Below are 16550 nucleotides of genomic sequence, written 5' to 3' on the forward strand. Positions count from 1 at the left end.
GGAGATGGCAAGAATGCCGAAAAATGATGCATACTGCGCGGACATGCCGCAGCGATCAGTACTTTGACTTCACGAGACAACGAGACGACAAGAGGAGAAACACATGGGTGCAGGATTCTGGATTTCCCGTTATTTGCTGGCCAGCTCGATTTTATTCATCATCCTGACGGTGGTCGAGTACAGCAAGGGCACCCCCAGCCAGGCTGACATCCTCAGCGCGCTGGCCTGGTCGCTGGTGGCGTCGGCCATCTTCATCGGCTCGAAATACTGGCGCTACCGCAAAGCCGTCGCCTGCGCCACCTGCAGCGATAGCACGGCCGGCAAACCAAAAACCAAGTCGTCATGAAAAAACGGCCACTTCGATGAAGTGGCCGTTTCATTGGGCTAGCCGGATCAGCCGCCCGTCACGGGCGGGAAGAACGCCACCTCGTCGCCTTCCGCAATCACGGTATCGGCATCGCACATCACCTGATTATGCGCCATGCGCAGCGCGCGGCCCTGCGCCAGCGCATATTCCCAGTTGCCGCCTCGGGCGATCAGGAGCGTTCGTACCTCGCCCACCGTCAGCCGTGGCGCGGCCACTTCCAGCACTTCCTGGCCAGTGCCCACCAGCTCGCGCACGCTGGCGAAAAAACGCAGATTGATCTTCATCAAGGCTTCCTTAGTACAGCAATTCGTTAAACGGGATAAAGCGCAGCATGTCGCCGCGCGCAATCGACAGGCCCGGCGGACAATCGATCAAGCCATCGCCCCACACGGTGGACGTCAGCACGCCCGAACTCTGGTTGGTGTACAGCTCCAGTTCACCCTCGTCATTGACCTTGGCGCGCAAGAACTCGTTGCGCCTGTCCGCCTTCAGGCGTTCAAACGCGGCCGGCAGCTTGTAACTGCGCGGCGCCAGACTGCCCGCCACGCCCTGCAGGCGCAAAATGAACGGGCGCACGAACAGCAGGAAGGTGACAAAGCTGGACACGGGATTGCCGGGCAAGCCGACAAAGAACGCCTCCTGCACTTCGCCAAACGCCAGCGGTTTGCCCGGCTTGACGGCGATCTGCCACATGTTCAGACGCCCTTCCGCTTCCACGGCCGGCTTGATATGGTCTTCCTCGCCCACGGACACGCCGCCCGAGGTGATGATCAAATCATTGCCCTGGGCCGCCTGGCGCAGCACGGCGCGCGTCGCTTCCAGGCTGTCTGGCACGATGCCCAGGTCCGTGATCTCGCAACCCAAATTTTCCAGCAGGCCGCGCAGGGTGAAACGGTTCGAATTGTAGACGGCGCCCGGCGCCAGAGGTTCACCCGGCATGGCCAGCTCGTCACCCGTAAAGAAGACGGCCACGCGCAGCTTGCGCAGCACCGGTACTTGCGCCAGGCCCACCGAAGCGGCCAGGCCCATTTCCTGGCTGCGCAGGCGCCGGCCCGCACCCAGGATCTCGCCGCCGGCGCGGATATCCTCGCCCTGGCGGCGCACCCATTCGCCCACGTGCGGCACGTGATTGACCGTCACCATGCCGCCAGCCACGGTGCACTGCTCCTGCATCACCACGCAATCGGCGCCGTCCGGGAGCAAGGCGCCCGTGAAGATGCGCGCCGCCGTCCCCGGTTGCAAAGGCTGGCCCACGTGGCCGGCCGCGATGCGCTGCGACACGGGCAGGCTGGCCGCGCCGCTGGCGCAATCGCGCGCGCGCACGCAATAACCATCCATCTGCGTGTTGTCGCGCTCGGGCACGTTCAGGGTCGACGTCTGCGCGGCCGCCAGCACGCGGCCGTTGGCGCGCATGGTGTCGACCAGTTCCACCTCAGTCACCGGACGCGCCGCGCCCAGCATGAAGGCTTGCGCCTCGGCCACCGACAGCATCGGTTTGCGTACAGTGCTGGCGTCTGTCATCACAGTCCCGTGTTGGCGGCGATATACGCCTTCATTTTCTCGACATCGGCATCCATCACGACGAACTTCTGCGGCAAGTCTTCGATGTTCTCGAAGCCGCTTGGCCGTTCCGCGTCCACGCCCAGCGCTTCCAGGATGGTTTCGTTGAACTTGGCCGCCAGCGCCGTTTCCAGCACGATCATCGGCACGTTAGGCTCCAGGTGCTCGCGCGCCACCTTGATGCCGTCGGCCGTGTGCGTGTCGATGGTGATGCCGTAGTCGTCGGCCACGTCGCGGATGGTGTCGAGGCGGTCCTGGTGCGTGGACTTGCCCGACTTGAAGCCATATTTGGCCACCAGTTTGAACTCGTCGCCGTCGCTGCCAGGCTTGCCGGACAAATCAAAACCGCCATGCGTCTCCACTTTCGTGAACAGGGCGCGCACGCGGTCACTGTCGCGGCCCACCAGGTCGTAGACGAAGCGCTCGAAGTTCGACGCTTTCGAGATATCCATCGACGGGCTGCTCGTGTGGTACGTTTCGGCCGACTTGCGCACGCGGTAGACGCCCGTGCGGAAGAATTCATCGAGCACGTCATTTTCATTCGTCGCCGCCACCAGTTTCGAGATCGGCAAGCCCATCATGCGGGCGATATGGCCGGCGCAGATATTGCCGAAGTTGCCCGACGGCACCGTGAACGACACTTTTTGCTCGTTGCTGGTGGTGGCCGCCAGGTAGCCGCGGAAGTAGTACACGACCTGCGCCACGACTCTTGCCCAGTTGATGGAGTTGACGGTGCCGATCTTCTGTTTCGCCTTGAACGGCAAATCGTTCGAGACGGCTTTCACCATATCCTGGCAATCATCGAACACGCCTTCGATGGCGATGTTAACAATGTTCGGGTCTTGCAGGCTGAACATCTGCGCCGTCTGGAAGGCGCTCATTTTCTTGTGCGGCGACAACATGAAGACGCGGATGCCCTTCTTGCCGCGCATCGCGTATTCGGCCGCGCTGCCCGTGTCGCCGGACGTGGCGCCGAAGATATTGAGTTCGGCGTCGTGCTTGGTGAGCGTGTATTCGAACAGGTTGCCCAGCAGCTGCATGGCCATGTCCTTGAAGGCCAGGGTCGGGCCGTTCGACAGCGCCTGCAGCATCAGGGTGGTCTGGCCGCCCTTGACGACGTTTTCTTCGAGTACGCGCAGCGGCGTGATGTCGGCTGCGTTTTCGCCGGCGCGGGCGTTCTTGTAGACTGCCTTGGTATAGGTTTTCGCCGTCAATGCCTTCAGGTCCGCGGCCGGGATATCGGTGGCGAACTTCTTCAGGATTTCGAATGCCAGGTCGGCATACGACAATGTGCGCCAGGCATTGAGCTCGGCACCAGTGACTTGCGGGTAGTGTTCAGGGAGATACAGTCCGCCATCGGGGGCCAGGCCGCCCAGGAGGATGTCGGAGAATTGCTGCAGATTCGATGGCGCTGTATCAGCGCGGGTAGACACGTAGTGCATAAATTTGAAGAGTCCAGTTGAGCTGAGTGCGGTTGATCATGAATGGCAGCGGATATTATAGTGCCAGCCGCCGTCCAAGGCGAATCGCGTGGCGCCAGCCGGCTCAAGATGTGACAATTGGAGAGCCCGGGCATTATCAAACAAGCCATAATAGTCTGAGATCAAGCTAGGCGCACATGGCCGGCGTACGCACTGGCGCGCGCCGCCAATTTGCGCCACACTGTGCCGAGTGTCCCTGCCATGACTATTGATGGAGTCGAAAACCGGCCATGCCGATCAGTAAAAAACCGTATTTGCAAAGCGCCGCGCTGCGCCCCGACGCCATCGTCGACATGGACCACTATCCGTTCACCATCCCCGCCATCCGCGACTTCGTGCAGATGGACTTCCACCGCGATGTGACGTTTTTCGTGGGCGAAAATGGCAGCGGCAAGTCGACCATGCTGGAAGCGCTGGCCGTGGCGCTGGGCTTCGGCAAGGATGGCGGCACGCGCAACGTGCGCATCGCCCTGCCATCGGACGAGGAATCGGGCTTGCACGCGCATCTGCGCCTGAGCAAGAGCTACAAGAAGCCCGCGGACAGCTATTTCCTGCGCGCGGAAAGCTTTTTCAACGTCGCCACCTACATGGACGACATGCCCGAATACCTGGCCAGCTACGGCGGCAAGTCGCTGCACGCACAATCGCACGGCGAAGCGTTCATGGCGACCTTGATCAACAAGCTGCGGGGCAAGGGCTTGTATTTGCTGGACGAGCCCGAGGCGGCCCTGTCGCCCAGCCGCCAGATGGCGGCGCTATCCGTGATCCACCAGTTGGTGCAGGACGACTCGCAACTGATCATCGCCACCCATTCGCCCATCTTGCTGGCCTACCCGAACGCGAAAATCCTGATGTTTACGGGTGGCGGCATCCACGAAGTGGCATATGAAGACACGGAGCACTTCGCCGTGACGCGCGATTTCTTGAATAACTACCCCAGGAGGCTGGAGCAGTTGTTTGAGGAGGAGTGAGGGTGCAATAAGACGCAGCGGAAATCTGGGGTCAGACCCGGCGGGTCTGACCCCGGCACTTAGCAAGCGGCGTGGTTGACGGTGATCACGTGCACGGCCAAGCCGCCCAGCGACGTTTCCTTGTACTTGTCCTGCATGTCCGCGCCCGTCTGGCGCATGGTTTCGATGACTTCGTCGAGGCTGACGAAATGCGTGCCATCGCCCTTCAGCGCCAGCGAGGCGGCCGTAATCGCTTTCACGGCGCCCATGCCATTGCGCTCGATACAGGGGATCTGCACCAGGCCGCCGATGGGGTCGCAGGTCATGCCCAGGTGGTGCTCGATACCGATTTCGGCCGCGTTCTCGATCTGTTCATTCGTGCCGCCCAAGGCCGCCACCAGGCCGGCCGCCGCCATGGCGCACGCCACGCCCACTTCGCCCTGGCACCCCACTTCGGCGCCCGAGATCGAGGCATTGCGCTTGCACAGCATGCCGATGGCGGCCGCCGTCAGCATGAAGCGGCGCACGCCGCCGACCGGGTCGCTGGGGCGGCAATCCTGCGCATAGTAGCGCAGCACGGCCGGGATGATGCCGGCGGCGCCGTTGGTCGGCGCCGTCACCACGCGCCCGCCGGCCGCGTTTTCTTCGTTGACGGCCATCGCGTACAGGCTGACCAGGTGCACGGCGTCGTGCGGCAAGTCGTTGGCGCGGTTATCCGACGCCTTCGCCTCCTGCGCCAGACGCCATAATTTCGCGGCGCGGCGCTTGACGTTCAAGCCGCCCGGCAGGTTGCCCGTCGTTTCCAGGCCGTGCGCGATGCAGTCGCGCATGACGTGCCAGATGCGGTCCAGTCCTTCATCGAGTTCCGTCTCGCTGCGCTTGACGCACTCGTTGGCGCGCAGCATTTCCGGGATCGACAGGCCGCTTTCCACGCCATGCGCCAGCAACTGCTCCATGGTATCGAAGGGGAAGACGACCCGCCCGCTGGCGGCCGATTCCACGGCTGCTTGCGCCTGGGCCGAGGTTTGCGCTTCTCCGGCTTCGCGGATAAAACCGCCGCCTATCGAGTAATACACCTTGTCGACACGGCTGCCATCCGCCAGTTTCAGGGTAAAGCGCATGCCGTTCGGGTGCTCGGGCAGGGACTCGCTCTTGTGCCAGATCAAGCCCATGGCAGACGTAAACGGCACGACGTGCGTGCCCAGCAGCGCGATCTCGCCGGCCGCCTCGATAGCGGCCAGCTTGCTGTCGACGGCATCGGGTGCCACGTCCTGCGGCGTTTCGCCCATCAAGCCCAGAATGACGGCCTTGTCCGTGGCATGGCCCACGCCCGTCAGCGCCAGCGAGCCATACAGGGCCGCCTCGACGCCCACTACCTGCTCCAGCGGACCGTATTCGACCAGAAAACGCCGCGCCGCCACCATCGGACCCACCGTGTGGGAACTCGACGGCCCGATGCCGATTTTAAACAGGTCAAATACGCTCATGTCCATGTAGTGTCTCTTTATATTAGTATGTTTTTATGAATGCCTGTGTGGGCCTCAGGCTGCCTTGGCCGGCTGCCCTGCATCGACATTGGCCAGCATGTCGGTGACCATCTGCTCAACGCCGATCTGCGCCTTCCAGCCCCAGTCGGCGCTGGCCTTGCTGTCGTCCAGGCTTTGCGGCCAGCTGTCGGCGATGGCCTGGCGGCTGTCCGGCTTGTAGCTGATCTTGAAGTCCGGCACCATGTGTACGATGGCTTTCGCCAGCTGCTCCGGGTTGAACGACACGCCGGCCACATTGTAGGATGAACGGATCTTGATCGATGCCGCCGGCGCGTCCATCAGTTCGATGGTGGCGCGGATGGCGTCGGGCATGTAAATCATCGGCAAGGTGGTGTTCGCATCGAGGAAGCAGTCATAGCGCTCGCCGCGCAAGGCCGCATGGAAGATGGCGATGGCGTAATCGGTGGTGCCGCCGCCCGGAGGCGATTTGTAGCTGATGATGCCCGGGTAGCGGATGCTGCGCACGTCCACGCCATACTTGTTGAAGTAGTACTCGCACAGGCGCTCGCCGGCCAGCTTGCTGATGCCGTACATCGAGGTCGGGTCCATCACCGTCATTTGCGGCGTGTTCACTTGCGGCGTGTTCGGGCCAAAGGCGGCGATCGACGATGGCCAGAAGATGCGCAAAGGCTTGCCCGCTACACCCCGTTCGCGCGCCAGTTCCAGGATATTGAGCAAGCCGTCCATGTTCAGGCTCCACGCCTTCAACGGCGCCGCTTCGCCCGTGGCCGACAGCATGGCCGCCAGTTGGTACACCTGGGTGATGTTTTCATCGGCGATGATCTTTGCCAGGCCGTCCTTGTCCAGCACATTGAGCTGGGCATAGCGCTTGGCCTGGTACAGATTGTTCGTGCCGATGTCGCTGGCGATGACGTTGTCCGCGCCATGCTGCTGCGCCAGCGCGCCCACCAACTCACTACCGATTTGGCCGTTTGCGCCAATGACTAAGATGCGTTCCATGCTATTTTTCCTGAATTCTTGTTAATTGGTAGTGGTCGTGGTGGTCAGCAGACCGAGTTCCTTGCCTGCCTGCTCGAAGGCGGCCAGCACTTTCACCAGCTGTTCGCGGGTATGCGCGGCCGACAGCTGCACGCGCACACGGGCCTGGCCCATCGGCACGACCGGGTAGAAGAAGCCCGTCACCAGCACGCCCAGTTCATACAGGCGGGCGGCGAATTTCTGCGCCACGGGAGCGTCGAACAGCATCACCGGCACGACAGGATGGGTGCCCGGCTTGATGGTAAAGCCGATGCGTTCGATCTCGCTGCGGAAGAACGCCGTGTTGTCATGCAGGCGGTCGCGCAGTTCCGTCGACTTGGCCAGGCGCTCCAGTACCGACAGCGAAGCGCCGGCAATCGATGGCGCCAGGGTATTCGAGAACAGGTAGGGACGCGATTTCTGGCGCAGGGTGTCGATGACTTCCTTGCGCGCCGAGGTAAAGCCGCCCATGGCGCCGCCCAGGGCCTTGCCCAGGGTGCCCGTAATGATGTCGATGCGGCCCATCACATTGTGGTGTTCGTGCGTGCCGCGGCCCGTCGCGCCCATGAAGCCGGAAGCGTGGCATTCGTCTATCATCACCAGCGCGCCGTATTGGTCGGCCAGGTCGCAGATCTTGTCGAGTTGCGCAATCGTGCCATCCATCGAGAACACGCCGTCCGTGACGATGACTTTATGGCGCTTGCCGGCGGCAATCGCCGCTTTCAGCTGCACTTCCAGGTCGGCCATGTCGTTGTGGGCATAGCGGTAGCGGCCAGCCTTGCACAGGCGGATGCCGTCGATGATGGAAGCGTGGTTCAGCGCGTCCGAGATAATGGCGTCATTTTCATCGAACAGGGGCTCGAACACGCCACCGTTGGCGTCGAACGCGGCCGCATACAGAATCGTGTCCTCGGTACCCAGGAACGCGGAAAGCGCCTGTTCCAGTTCTTTATGTACGGTTTGCGTGCCGCAGATGAAGCGCACGGACGACAGGCCATAGCCATACTTTTGCGTGGCGACAATAGACGCTTCCTGCGTCTGCAGGTCGCCGGACAGGCCCAGGTAGTTGTTCGCACACATATTGATCAGGGTACGGCCATCGTCGCACACCACTTCAGCGCCCTGGCGCGAGGCGATCACGCGCTCGGGCTTGTACAAGCCCTGCTGGCGCAGTTGATCAAGATTCTGTTGCAGACCGCTGAAAAAGGTGTTCTTCGCTTGCTCGCTCATGATGATCCTTGTGTGTCCCTGTTGTATGGGTGGTATCCGGGTGACCTCAGCCGTCATAGGGAAAGTGGCCGCTTGACCGGTGCGCGCAGTATGCTGTACCGTGAAGCGCTGTTTGAAGTCTACACGTTTCCGTGTTTTTCCTCAAAATCCACTATTTCGAACTGAAATTCAATATAGTGGATATTACCCAAGCCTTTTGAACTTTGCAAGCCACCTGCCGATGAAAACCAGCGTTTCGACCAATTCCCCCCCTGAAGTGGGTGCCACCCTGCAACGGCTGCGCCTCGCGCGCGGCCTGACACTGGAGGATTTGTCGCGCATCGCGGGCGTCTCGAAGTCCATGCTGTCGCAAATCGAGCGCGAAAAAGCCAATCCCACCATCGCCATCACGTGGCGCCTGGCCAACGCCCTGGGCGTGCAGATTGGCGAATTGCTGTCCAGCGCGGAAAAAGCCGTGGAAACCATCCGCATCACGGACGCCCACGAAACCCCTACCCTGCCCGGCGACCACGCGGGCTACGTGCTGCGCATCCTGGGGCCGATGGAACTGGCCGGCAAATACGAATGGTATGAAGTGACCCTGGCGCCGGGCGGCGAACTGGCGTCGCAGCCGCACGACCCGGGCACCACCGAGCATTTGACGGTGATCCATGGCAACCTGGAGCTGGAAGTGGGGACGGCGAAGAAAAAGGTCAAGAATGGCGGCACGGCACGCTATCCGGCGGACCAGCCGCATACCATTCGCAATCTGGGCAAGACGGAAGGCAAGGCCTTGCTCGTGGTCATCCACAGGTAATAGCCCAAGGGCAAGAACTGGGGTCGTCCCCTCAGGGTACGACCCCGGCGGCAGCGGGGTTCAAGTCAGGCACTGCATTCTCCAGTGCGCAATAAGCCCCTTTCCTCATGCTAAGATTTTAGAATAGACAAGATTTCCAGGCCTGGATGTCTTCGCAGAGCGTCACGGCACCTCCCGGCTCGTCCCAGCTCCGCCACACCGCGCGCGGCACCCAGGCCTCCACTGTTTTTACGGAGCCCCCGCGATGACCATTTCCGACAGCACCACCACCTTCCACAACAAGAAAGTCGTCGAATACGACCCGGACCTGCCATTCGACGCATCGCCCGGCATCGTCTACCGTCTGTCGCTCGATTACGACGACAAGCGCAAGATGCCGGACCTGATCGCCGGCTTCCTTGAAAAAACCGACAAGAATGCGCTTGAGGCGCTGATCATCGGCATGTGGGGCGATCCGTACGAAGCGGGCGCCGACGAAGTGATCGCCGCGCTGATCGCCCACGCGCCGCAGCTGCCCAATTTGCGCGCCCTGTTCATCGGCGACATGACGTACGAAGAGTGTGAAATTTCGTGGATCGTGCAAGGCAGCTACAAGCCCCTGCTTGACGCCTTCCCGCAGCTGGAAGAACTGCGCATCCGCGGCGGCAATGAGCTCGTCATCGAGCCGTTCGCGCACCAGCACCTGCGCCGCTTCACCATCGAAGCGGGCGGCCTGGATCAAAAGATCGCCGAGGCGCTGGCGCAATCGAGCATGCCGCAGCTGGAACACCTGGAACTGTGGCTGGGCACGGACGACTATGGCTTTTCGGGCGATGTCGACCTGTACCGCAAGGTGCTGGCGCAGCTGACCGTGCCGACGCTGCGCTACCTGGGCTTGCGCGACGCGCAAATCGCCGACGACCTGGCCGTGTGGCTGGCGGAAGAACCGCTGGTGGCGCAGCTCGACACGCTGGACCTGTCGCTGGGCACCATCGGCGACCTGGGCGCCGTGGCCGTGCTCAATCACACGCAGCTGGGCAAGTTGAAACGCCTGGACCTGTCGCACCATTACATCTCGGAAGAAAACCAGGCGAAACTGAAGGCACTGCCCTTCGAGGTGGTGCTGGACGATCCGCAGGAAGAGGATGAAGACGACGGCGAGACCTACCGCTACGTGGCCGTCGGCGAGTAGTCGTGATCCAATAAGCGGATTCCCACTTTGCCCACGCCTCTCACCCTGCTGGCCACCGCCGGCAGCAAGCGCGTGCGCCTGATGCAGGCGGCGCGCGCGCAACTGCGCCTGCCGCCTGCGCACGTGCTGGAATGGCGCCACTGGCTGGCGCAGCCGGCGCGACTGGAGGAGGCATTGCGCCAACCCTGCCTGTTCAAGATCGAGCCGCCCGGCGACGATCCTGCCGCCCATTTGTCATTGCTGCAGGCGGGCTGCCGTTTGCAGGACCGCCCGCTGCCTGACGCTCCCGCACATGGCGAGCTGCTGGCGATGGATGCGTGGTTTGCGGGCTTTTCCAGCGCGATGCAAGCGCTGGCAACGCAACTGGCGGCGTTACCGGCAATACGCGTCTTCAATGCGCCGGTCGAGATTCTCCGCATGACGGACAAGCTGGCTTGCCAGCGCCACCTGGCCGCGCACGGCGTGCCCATACCCGACTTGCTGGGCCCCGTGGAGAGCTACGGGCACCTGCAGTCGCTGCTGCACCAGCATGATCTCGACCGCGTGTACCTGAAACCGCGCTACGGCTCGTCCGCGTCCGGCGTCGTCGCCTACCGCAGGAACAAGACCGGCCGCCAGCAAGCAACCACCTCGGCCAACCTGTCGCGGACGGATGGCGAGACGCGTTTGTTCAACGTCAAGCGCATGGCACGCTACGAGACGCCCGCCGACATCGCGGCCCTCGTCGATGCGCTGGCCGCGCAACAGCTGTATGCGGAAGCATGGCTGAACAAGCCGCGCTGCTGCGACAGCCATTACGACCTGCGCGTCGTGACACTGGCGGGCCAGCCCGCGCACCGGGTGGCGCGCATCGGACAGCACATGATGACGAACCTGCATCTCGACAACCGGCGCGGCGAGGCATCTGGCCTCCTGAACGCAGCCGACCTGGCGGCGCTGGAAGCAACTGCTACCCAGGCCGCGCGCGCCTTCCCCAAGAGCCACGTCACGGGCTACGACCTGGTGGTGCGCCAGGGCCAGGCCCATGTGCTGGAAGCGAATGCCTTCGGCGACCTGCTGCCCGGCTTGTTATGGCAAGGCGCGGACACTTACGCAGCGCAACTGACACATGTTTAAAGACACACCCGCCATCCCCGACATGCACGCCATCGTCGGCAGCCACGACATCGTCTTCCTCACCCTCGACACCCTGCGCTTTGACGTGGCGCAAGCCCTGTATGAGGCGGGTGAATTGCCCGTGCTGGGACGTTTTTTACCACCGGGCGGCTGGGAACGGCGCCACTCGCCCGCCACGTTTACGTATGCGGCGCACCAGGCCTTCTTCGCAGGATTCTTGCCCACGCCGGCCGCGCCGGGACGCCATCCGCGCCTGTTCGCCAGCGCTTTCGCGGGCAGCGAGACCACCTCGCCGCATACCTTCACTTTCGAGGAAGCGGACCTTCCCGCCGCGCTGGCTGCGCGCGGCTACCGCACCATCTGCATCGGCGGCGTGGGCTTCTTCAACAAGCAAACCGCCTTGGGCACGGTGCTGCCGTCGCTGTTCCAGGAAAGCCACTGGAGCGCCGGCATGGGCGTGGCCAGCCGCCATTCGACGCAAAAGCAGGTGGCGCTGGCCATAGCCCGTCTGGCAGACGGCGCCCAGCGCACCTTTTTGTTCATCAACGTGGCCGCCCTGCATACGCCGAACCGCGCCTACCTGCCTGGCTGCCGCGCCGATAACCTGGACAGCCATGCGGCGGCCCTGCGCTATGTCGATGGCGCGCTGGCGCCATTGTTTGCCGCCTGCGCCGCGCGCGCGCCCACGTTTGCCATCGTCTGCTCGGACCACGGTAGCGCGTATGGCGAAGACGGCTACCGGGGCCACAGGGTGGCCCACGACAGCGTATGGAACGTGCCGTACGCGCATTTCTTCATCGCCCCCGATACCGATACACCTCCCAAGGAATCCCCACCGTGAACCCAGCCGAACAACCTGGCACCCTGGCGCAGCGCATGCGCCACACGCCCTACCAGGCATATTCCTATTCGTATCCGCACAAGGCGGCCTACCGCGCCTTGCCGCAGGCGGCGCTGCTGGCCCCCCTGTGGGCGCGGCAAGACCGCTCCGCCCTGTTCGCGTATATCCATATTCCGTTTTGCGAGATGCGCTGCGGCTTTTGCAACCTGTTCGCCATGGCACGCCCCGGTGCCGACATGGTCGAGCGCTATGTGCAGCAAGTGCTGGTGCAGATGCGCGCACTGGCCGGCGCACTGGGCGAACGGCGCTTTGCCCGCTTCGCGCTGGGCGGCGGCACGCCCACCTATCTGTCGCCGGCGCAGCTGGACACCCTGCTGTGCGGCGCGCGCGACATTCTCGGCATTGACCTGCAACAAACACCGGCCGGCATCGAAGCGTCGCCCGAAACCATCACGGCGGACCGCCTTGCCGTCTGCCGCGCGCACGGCATCGACCGGGTCAGTCTGGGCATCCAGAGCTTTGCCGCCGGCGAAATGCGTGCGCTGGCCCGGCCCCAGCAAAACGCCACCGTCCATCACGCCATCGGCCTGATACGCGACGCCGGCTTTCCTACCCTGAACCTGGACCTGATCTACGGCATCGCCGGGCAAACCGTGGCCAGCCTGCTGGCCTCCATCGACAGCGCGCTGGCCTTCCGGCCCGAGGAAATCTACCTGTATCCGCTGTACGTGCGCGAACAGACAGGTCTTGGCAAGGTGGCGCGCCGCCAGGGCGCGCAATCGCTCAACCCCATCATGCTGGCGCAGGGCGGCGACAGCCGTCTGGCCCTGTACGCGGCCGCGCGCGACCATTTGCGCGCCCAGGGCTATGAGCAGGTCTCGATGCGCATGTTCCGCGCCCCCCATGCGCCCGACGATGCCGGCCCGTCCTACTGCTGCCAGAACGATGGCATGGTGGGACTGGGCGCGGGCGCGCGCTCCTACACGGCCAACCTCCATTATTCAAGCGAGTACGCGGTGGCGCGCCTTGATACCATCAACATCATCGAACAGTATCTGGCACTGGACGAGGCGCGCTTCGCGCAGGCCGAACATGGCTATGTGCTGGATGGTGCAGAACAGCGCCGCCGCTACGTGATCCAGTCGCTGCTGACGGAACCGGGCCTGGACCGCGACGCCTACACGGCGCGCTTCGGCAGCCACTGCGAAGAAGACTTGCCGCAGCTGGCCGAATTGCACGCGCTGGAATTGGTGCAAGAAAATGGCCCGCTGCTGCGCCTGAATGACCGGGGCTACAGCTATGCCGACACCATCGGCCCGTGGCTGGCCTCCGAGACGGTGCGCGCGCTGATGGCCGAAGGCGGCCAGGCGTGCTGACAACTGAACCTGGCACTTTGTCCCTGCTGTACCGCGGCACCCTGGCCAGTTGCAACTACGCCTGCGGCTACTGCCCGTTTGCCAAGAAGCGCGACAGCCGCGCCGCGCTGGCCCGCGATGCGCGCGAAGTGACGCGTTTTACCGGCTGGGTAGCGGCACAAAAGCGAAATATCAGCATCCTGTTCACGCCCTGGGGCGAAGCGCTGGTGCGGCGCCACTACCGCGCGGCCATGCAAACGCTGGCTGCTTTGCCCAACGTGCGCCAGGTGGCGCTGCAAACGAATCTGTCCGGCCCCTTAGGCTGGCTGGAGAACATGCACGGACTGGAAAAGCTCGGCCTGTGGTGCACCTACCACCCGGACCAGACGACACTGGCGCGTTTTCTCGCACGCTGCGCGCGCCTGGACGCCATGGGCGTGCGCTATTCCGTCGGCGTGGTGGCGATGAACGAACACCTGGACGCCATCCGCGCCCTGCGCGCGGCCCTGCCGGCGCACGTCTACCTGTGGCTGAACGCCTACGACCGCCGTGGCCCCCACTACTACAGCGAGCAAGACCTGGCCTGGTTCGACGCCATCGACCCGTGGTTTGCGCAAAACCGCCGCCCATCGCCCTCGCGCGGCAAACCGTGCCTGGCAGGCGAAGCGTCGCTGTCCGTCGATGGCGATGGCGAACTGGCGCGCTGCCATTTCGTGCACGAGCGGCTGGGGAATTTATATGTGGATAAGCTGGAAGACCTGCTGCAGGAACGCCGCTGCCCGCGCTTCAAGTGCGATTGTTACATCGGCTATGCGCAGCGCAAGGATTTGCCGTTTCAGGCGGTATTTGGGGAGGGGGTGCTGGCGAGGATAACCCCAATGCAAATACCGGGGTCGTACCCTGAGGATACGACCCCGGTTTCTGCTTCGGGTTAAAAGGTTACAGCGAGATTACTGCGCCGCCACCTTCGCCGGCTCCGCCACTGCCGGCGCCATTTTCAGCGAACGGCTGAGGAAGCCCCAGCGGTCCGCCACTTCTTCGATCTGCTTGGTGGTCGGCTTGCCGGCGCCATGGCCCGCCTTGCTGTCGATGCGGATCAGCACGGGCGCTGGGCCGCCTTGCGCTGCCTGGGCGGCGGCGGCGAACTTGAAGCTGTGGGCAGGCACGACGCGGTCATCGTGGTCGGCCGTGGTGATCATGGTGGCCGGATAGCAGCCGCCCGCCTTCAGGTTGTGCAGCGGCGAGTATTTCACCAGCGCCTTGAACTGCTCGGCGTCGTCCGACGAACCATAGTCAGGTACCCAGCCCCAGCCCACGGTGAACTTGTGGAAGCGCAACATGTCGAGCACGCCCACTTGCGGAATCGCTGCGGCGAACAGGTCGGGACGCTGCGTCATGGCCGCGCCCACCAGCAGGCCGCCATTGCTGCCGCCGCCGATCGCCAGTTTCGAAGGCGAGGTGACCTTGTTGTCCACCAACCACTGCGCCGCGCCAATGAAATCGTCAAACACGTTTTGCTTGTTCAGCTTGGTACCAGCCTGGTGCCAGGCTTCGCCGTACTCGCCGCCGCCGCGCAGGTTGGCCATCACGTAGACGCCGCCCATTTCCACCCAGGCAAGATTGGCCACGGAGAAGCTAGGCGTGAGCGAAACATTGAAGCCGCCATAACCGTACAGATAGGTCGGATTCGTGCCATCGAGCTTCATGCCTTTTTTCGAGACGATGAACATCGGCACCTTGGTGCCATCGCGGCTGGTGAAGAATTGCTGGCGCGTTTCAAAGGCGTTCGGGTCGAAGTCGACCTTCGGCTGACGGTACACGCTGCTCTTGCCCGACTTCATGTCGTAGCGGTAGATGGTCGCTGGCGTCGTAAAACTGGTAAACGAGTAAAACGTTTCCGTGTCGCCACGCTTGCCCGCAAAACCACCGGCCGAACCGATGCCCGGCAAGGCTACTTCGCGCACCAGCTTGCCGTTCAGGTCGACGATCTTGATTTGCGTTTGTGCATCTTTCAAGTAGTCGAGCACCAGCTGGTTGTTGATCAGGTTGACGGCAACGAGGGTTTCCGCGCTTTGCGGCACGATTTCCTTCCAGTCGGCGGGCGCAGGTTTGCGCGTATCGATGGCGATCACGCGCGATTTCGGCGCCTTGTTATCCGTCTTGAAGAAGAACACGGGGCCGTCATTGTCGATGAACGAGTAGGAAGCGTCGAACGCTTCCAGCAAGCCCACCACCTTGGCATTCTTCTGGCGCAAGTCCTTGTAAAACACGCGGTTCTTGCGTTCCGTGCCTTGCGTGGCCGTGATGATCAAATAATTGCCGTCGTCGCTGACGGTGCTGCCGCCAAACGCCCATTCCTTCTGGTCGGGACGGTCGAAGACCAGCACGTCGTCGCTTTGCGGCGTGCCGATTTTGTGGAAATACAATTTCTGGAAGTAATTGATATCGGCCAGCTTGGTCGCTTCGTTCGGCGCGTCATAACGGCTGTAGAAGAAACCGGTGTTGTCCTTGGTCCACGAGGCGCCCGAGAACTTGGCCCACTTGATGTGGTCCGTCAAATCCTTGCCCGATTCGATGTCGCGCACTTTCCACTCGTTCCAGTCGGAGCCGGAAGCGGACGTGGCATACGCCAGGTACTTGCCGTTCGGGCTGATCGACGTGCCGGCCAGTGCCACCGTGCCATCCGTGGACAGGGTATTCGGATCGAGCAGCAGGCGCGGCTCGTCCGTCAGTTTCTTCACCGTGTACAGCACGGCCTGGTTCTGCAAGCCGTCATTGCGGCTGTAGAAGTAACGGCCGCCCTGCTTCGTTGGCGTAGAGAAACGCTCATAGTTCCACAGCTTGGTCAGGCGCTGCTTGATCGCGGCGCGCTCGGGGATGGTGCCCAGGTACGACTGCGTCAGTTTGTTTTGCGCCGTCACCCACTCGCCCGTTTCCGCGCTGTTGGCGTCTTCCAGCCAGCGGTACGGATCGGCAATGGTGGTGCCGAAATAGCTGTCTTGCTGGTCGACTTTTTTGCTGAGCGGATACGTCACGGCAGCGCCGTCGCCGGCCGGGCACGATGGCGTCGTGGCGCTTTGCGCCATGGCATTGCCACCGAAGGCGGCCAGCAAGCTGAATATGAGGGTTGCACTACGTAATTGCATGGGTTGTTTGTC

General features: G+C 62.9%; 15 protein-coding genes. 8 read left to right on the plus strand and 7 right to left on the minus strand.

Annotation, left to right across the window (positions count from 1 at the left end):
* Positions 1 to 103: 103 nt before the first annotated feature.
* A complete protein-coding gene (locus ACQ4WS_RS00225; RefSeq protein WP_436472595.1) occupies positions 104 to 346 on the plus strand; it encodes a hypothetical protein in 243 nt (80 codons plus the stop codon).
* 47 nt (positions 347 to 393) lie between these two features.
* On the opposite strand, the gene moaD is transcribed toward ACQ4WS_RS00225, so the two are convergent.
* The 3 genes from moaD to thrC are packed head-to-tail and all read right to left on the minus strand — an operon-like array spanning position 394 to position 3369.
* Positions 394 to 651: a molybdopterin converting factor subunit 1 gene (gene moaD / locus ACQ4WS_RS00230; RefSeq protein ID WP_436472597.1), complete on the minus strand. Its 258-nt coding sequence runs from the start codon at positions 649 to 651 to the stop codon at positions 394 to 396.
* Between the two features lie 10 nt (positions 652 to 661).
* Entirely contained in the window at positions 662 to 1888 is a 1227-nt protein-coding gene (locus tag ACQ4WS_RS00235; RefSeq protein WP_436472599.1) for a molybdopterin molybdotransferase MoeA, read from the minus strand.
* Positions 1888 to 3369 carry a threonine synthase gene (gene thrC, locus ACQ4WS_RS00240; RefSeq protein ID WP_436472600.1) on the minus strand — a complete coding sequence of 494 codons (1482 nt, stop codon included), beginning with the start codon at positions 3367 to 3369 and terminating at the stop codon, positions 1888 to 1890. The genes ACQ4WS_RS00235 and thrC overlap by 1 nt, the downstream gene beginning before the upstream one ends.
* A 269-nt stretch (positions 3370 to 3638) precedes the next feature.
* On the opposite strand from thrC, the gene ACQ4WS_RS00245 reads away from it, so the two are divergent.
* Complete coding sequence (locus tag ACQ4WS_RS00245; protein ID WP_436472602.1) at positions 3639 to 4379, plus strand: AAA family ATPase; 741 nt, start codon at positions 3639 to 3641, stop codon at positions 4377 to 4379.
* A gap of 59 nt (positions 4380 to 4438) precedes the next feature.
* Here ACQ4WS_RS00245 and ACQ4WS_RS00250 read toward each other — a convergent pair whose 3' ends face one another.
* Genes ACQ4WS_RS00250 through kbl form a run of 3 tightly spaced genes read right to left on the minus strand, consistent with a single transcriptional unit; the run spans position 4439 to position 8113 of the window.
* A complete protein-coding gene (locus ACQ4WS_RS00250; RefSeq protein ID WP_436472603.1) occupies positions 4439 to 5851 on the minus strand; it encodes an L-serine ammonia-lyase in 1413 nt (470 codons plus the stop codon).
* 48 nt (positions 5852 to 5899) lie between these two features.
* Positions 5900 to 6865: an NAD-dependent epimerase/dehydratase family protein gene (locus ACQ4WS_RS00255; RefSeq protein ID WP_436472604.1), complete on the minus strand. Its 966-nt coding sequence runs from the start codon at positions 6863 to 6865 to the stop codon at positions 5900 to 5902.
* Between the two features lie 21 nt (positions 6866 to 6886).
* On the minus strand, positions 6887 to 8113 hold the full coding sequence (gene kbl, locus ACQ4WS_RS00260; RefSeq protein WP_436472606.1) for a glycine C-acetyltransferase: 1227 nt from the start codon (positions 8111 to 8113) through the stop codon (positions 6887 to 6889).
* Positions 8114 to 8333: 220 nt separating this feature from the next.
* Between kbl and ACQ4WS_RS00265 the strand changes: the two genes are divergently transcribed.
* The 6 genes from ACQ4WS_RS00265 (at position 8334) to ACQ4WS_RS00290 (ending at position 14327) form a co-directional block, all read left to right on the plus strand.
* On the plus strand, positions 8334 to 8909 hold the full coding sequence (locus tag ACQ4WS_RS00265) for a helix-turn-helix domain-containing protein (protein ID WP_034751403.1): 576 nt from the start codon (positions 8334 to 8336) through the stop codon (positions 8907 to 8909).
* Between the two features lie 244 nt (positions 8910 to 9153).
* The gene (locus ACQ4WS_RS00270) at positions 9154 to 10080 is read left to right on the plus strand and encodes an STM4015 family protein (RefSeq protein ID WP_436472608.1); all 927 of its coding nucleotides are present in this window, start codon (positions 9154 to 9156) and stop codon (positions 10078 to 10080) included.
* A gap of 27 nt (positions 10081 to 10107) precedes the next feature.
* Positions 10108 to 11196 (plus strand): STM4014 family protein, encoded by a 1089-nt coding sequence (locus ACQ4WS_RS00275; RefSeq protein WP_436472610.1) that lies wholly within the window; start codon positions 10108 to 10110, stop codon positions 11194 to 11196.
* A complete protein-coding gene (locus tag ACQ4WS_RS00280; protein WP_436472612.1) occupies positions 11189 to 12037 on the plus strand; it encodes an STM4013/SEN3800 family hydrolase in 849 nt (282 codons plus the stop codon). Before ACQ4WS_RS00275 ends, ACQ4WS_RS00280 begins: the two co-directional genes overlap by 8 nt.
* Positions 12034 to 13413 (plus strand): STM4012 family radical SAM protein, encoded by a 1380-nt coding sequence (locus ACQ4WS_RS00285; RefSeq protein ID WP_436472613.1) that lies wholly within the window; start codon positions 12034 to 12036, stop codon positions 13411 to 13413. Before ACQ4WS_RS00280 ends, ACQ4WS_RS00285 begins: the two co-directional genes overlap by 4 nt.
* Positions 13407 to 14327: an STM4011 family radical SAM protein gene (locus tag ACQ4WS_RS00290; protein ID WP_436472615.1), complete on the plus strand. Its 921-nt coding sequence runs from the start codon at positions 13407 to 13409 to the stop codon at positions 14325 to 14327. Before ACQ4WS_RS00285 ends, ACQ4WS_RS00290 begins: the two co-directional genes overlap by 7 nt.
* Before the next feature lie 15 nt (positions 14328 to 14342).
* On the opposite strand, the gene ACQ4WS_RS00295 is transcribed toward ACQ4WS_RS00290, so the two are convergent.
* A complete protein-coding gene (locus ACQ4WS_RS00295; RefSeq protein ID WP_436472617.1) occupies positions 14343 to 16538 on the minus strand; it encodes a prolyl oligopeptidase family serine peptidase in 2196 nt (731 codons plus the stop codon).
* Positions 16539 to 16550 lie beyond the last annotated feature (12 nt).

Source organism: Janthinobacterium leeuwenhoeki, from assembly GCF_051380795.1.
In the GTDB taxonomy this organism is placed as follows: domain Bacteria; phylum Pseudomonadota; class Gammaproteobacteria; order Burkholderiales; family Burkholderiaceae_D; genus Janthinobacterium.

Bases quoted from the DNA above. Each gene is read 5' to 3' on its own strand.
- ACQ4WS_RS00225 (WP_436472595.1), top strand. From the start codon at position 104: ATGGGTGCAGGATTCTGGATTTCCCGTTATTTGCTGGCCAGCTCGATT.
- ACQ4WS_RS00255 (WP_436472604.1), bottom strand. From the start codon at position 6,865: ATGGAACGCATCTTAGTCATTGGCGCAAACGGCCAAATCGGTAGTGAG.
- ACQ4WS_RS00280 (WP_436472612.1), top strand. From the start codon at position 11,189: ATGTTTAAAGACACACCCGCCATCCCCGACATGCACGCCATCGTCGGC.
- moaD (WP_436472597.1), bottom strand. From the start codon at position 651: ATGAAGATCAATCTGCGTTTTTTCGCCAGCGTGCGCGAGCTGGTGGGC.
- kbl (WP_436472606.1), bottom strand. From the start codon at position 8,113: ATGAGCGAGCAAGCGAAGAACACCTTTTTCAGCGGTCTGCAACAGAAT.
- ACQ4WS_RS00250 (WP_436472603.1), bottom strand. From the start codon at position 5,851: ATGGACATGAGCGTATTTGACCTGTTTAAAATCGGCATCGGGCCGTCG.
- ACQ4WS_RS00265 (WP_034751403.1), top strand. From the start codon at position 8,334: ATGAAAACCAGCGTTTCGACCAATTCCCCCCCTGAAGTGGGTGCCACC.
- ACQ4WS_RS00295 (WP_436472617.1), bottom strand. From the start codon at position 16,538: ATGCAATTACGTAGTGCAACCCTCATATTCAGCTTGCTGGCCGCCTTC.
- thrC (WP_436472600.1), bottom strand. From the start codon at position 3,369: ATGCACTACGTGTCTACCCGCGCTGATACAGCGCCATCGAATCTGCAG.
- ACQ4WS_RS00245 (WP_436472602.1), top strand. From the start codon at position 3,639: ATGCCGATCAGTAAAAAACCGTATTTGCAAAGCGCCGCGCTGCGCCCC.
- ACQ4WS_RS00235 (WP_436472599.1), bottom strand. From the start codon at position 1,888: ATGACAGACGCCAGCACTGTACGCAAACCGATGCTGTCGGTGGCCGAG.
- ACQ4WS_RS00270 (WP_436472608.1), top strand. From the start codon at position 9,154: ATGACCATTTCCGACAGCACCACCACCTTCCACAACAAGAAAGTCGTC.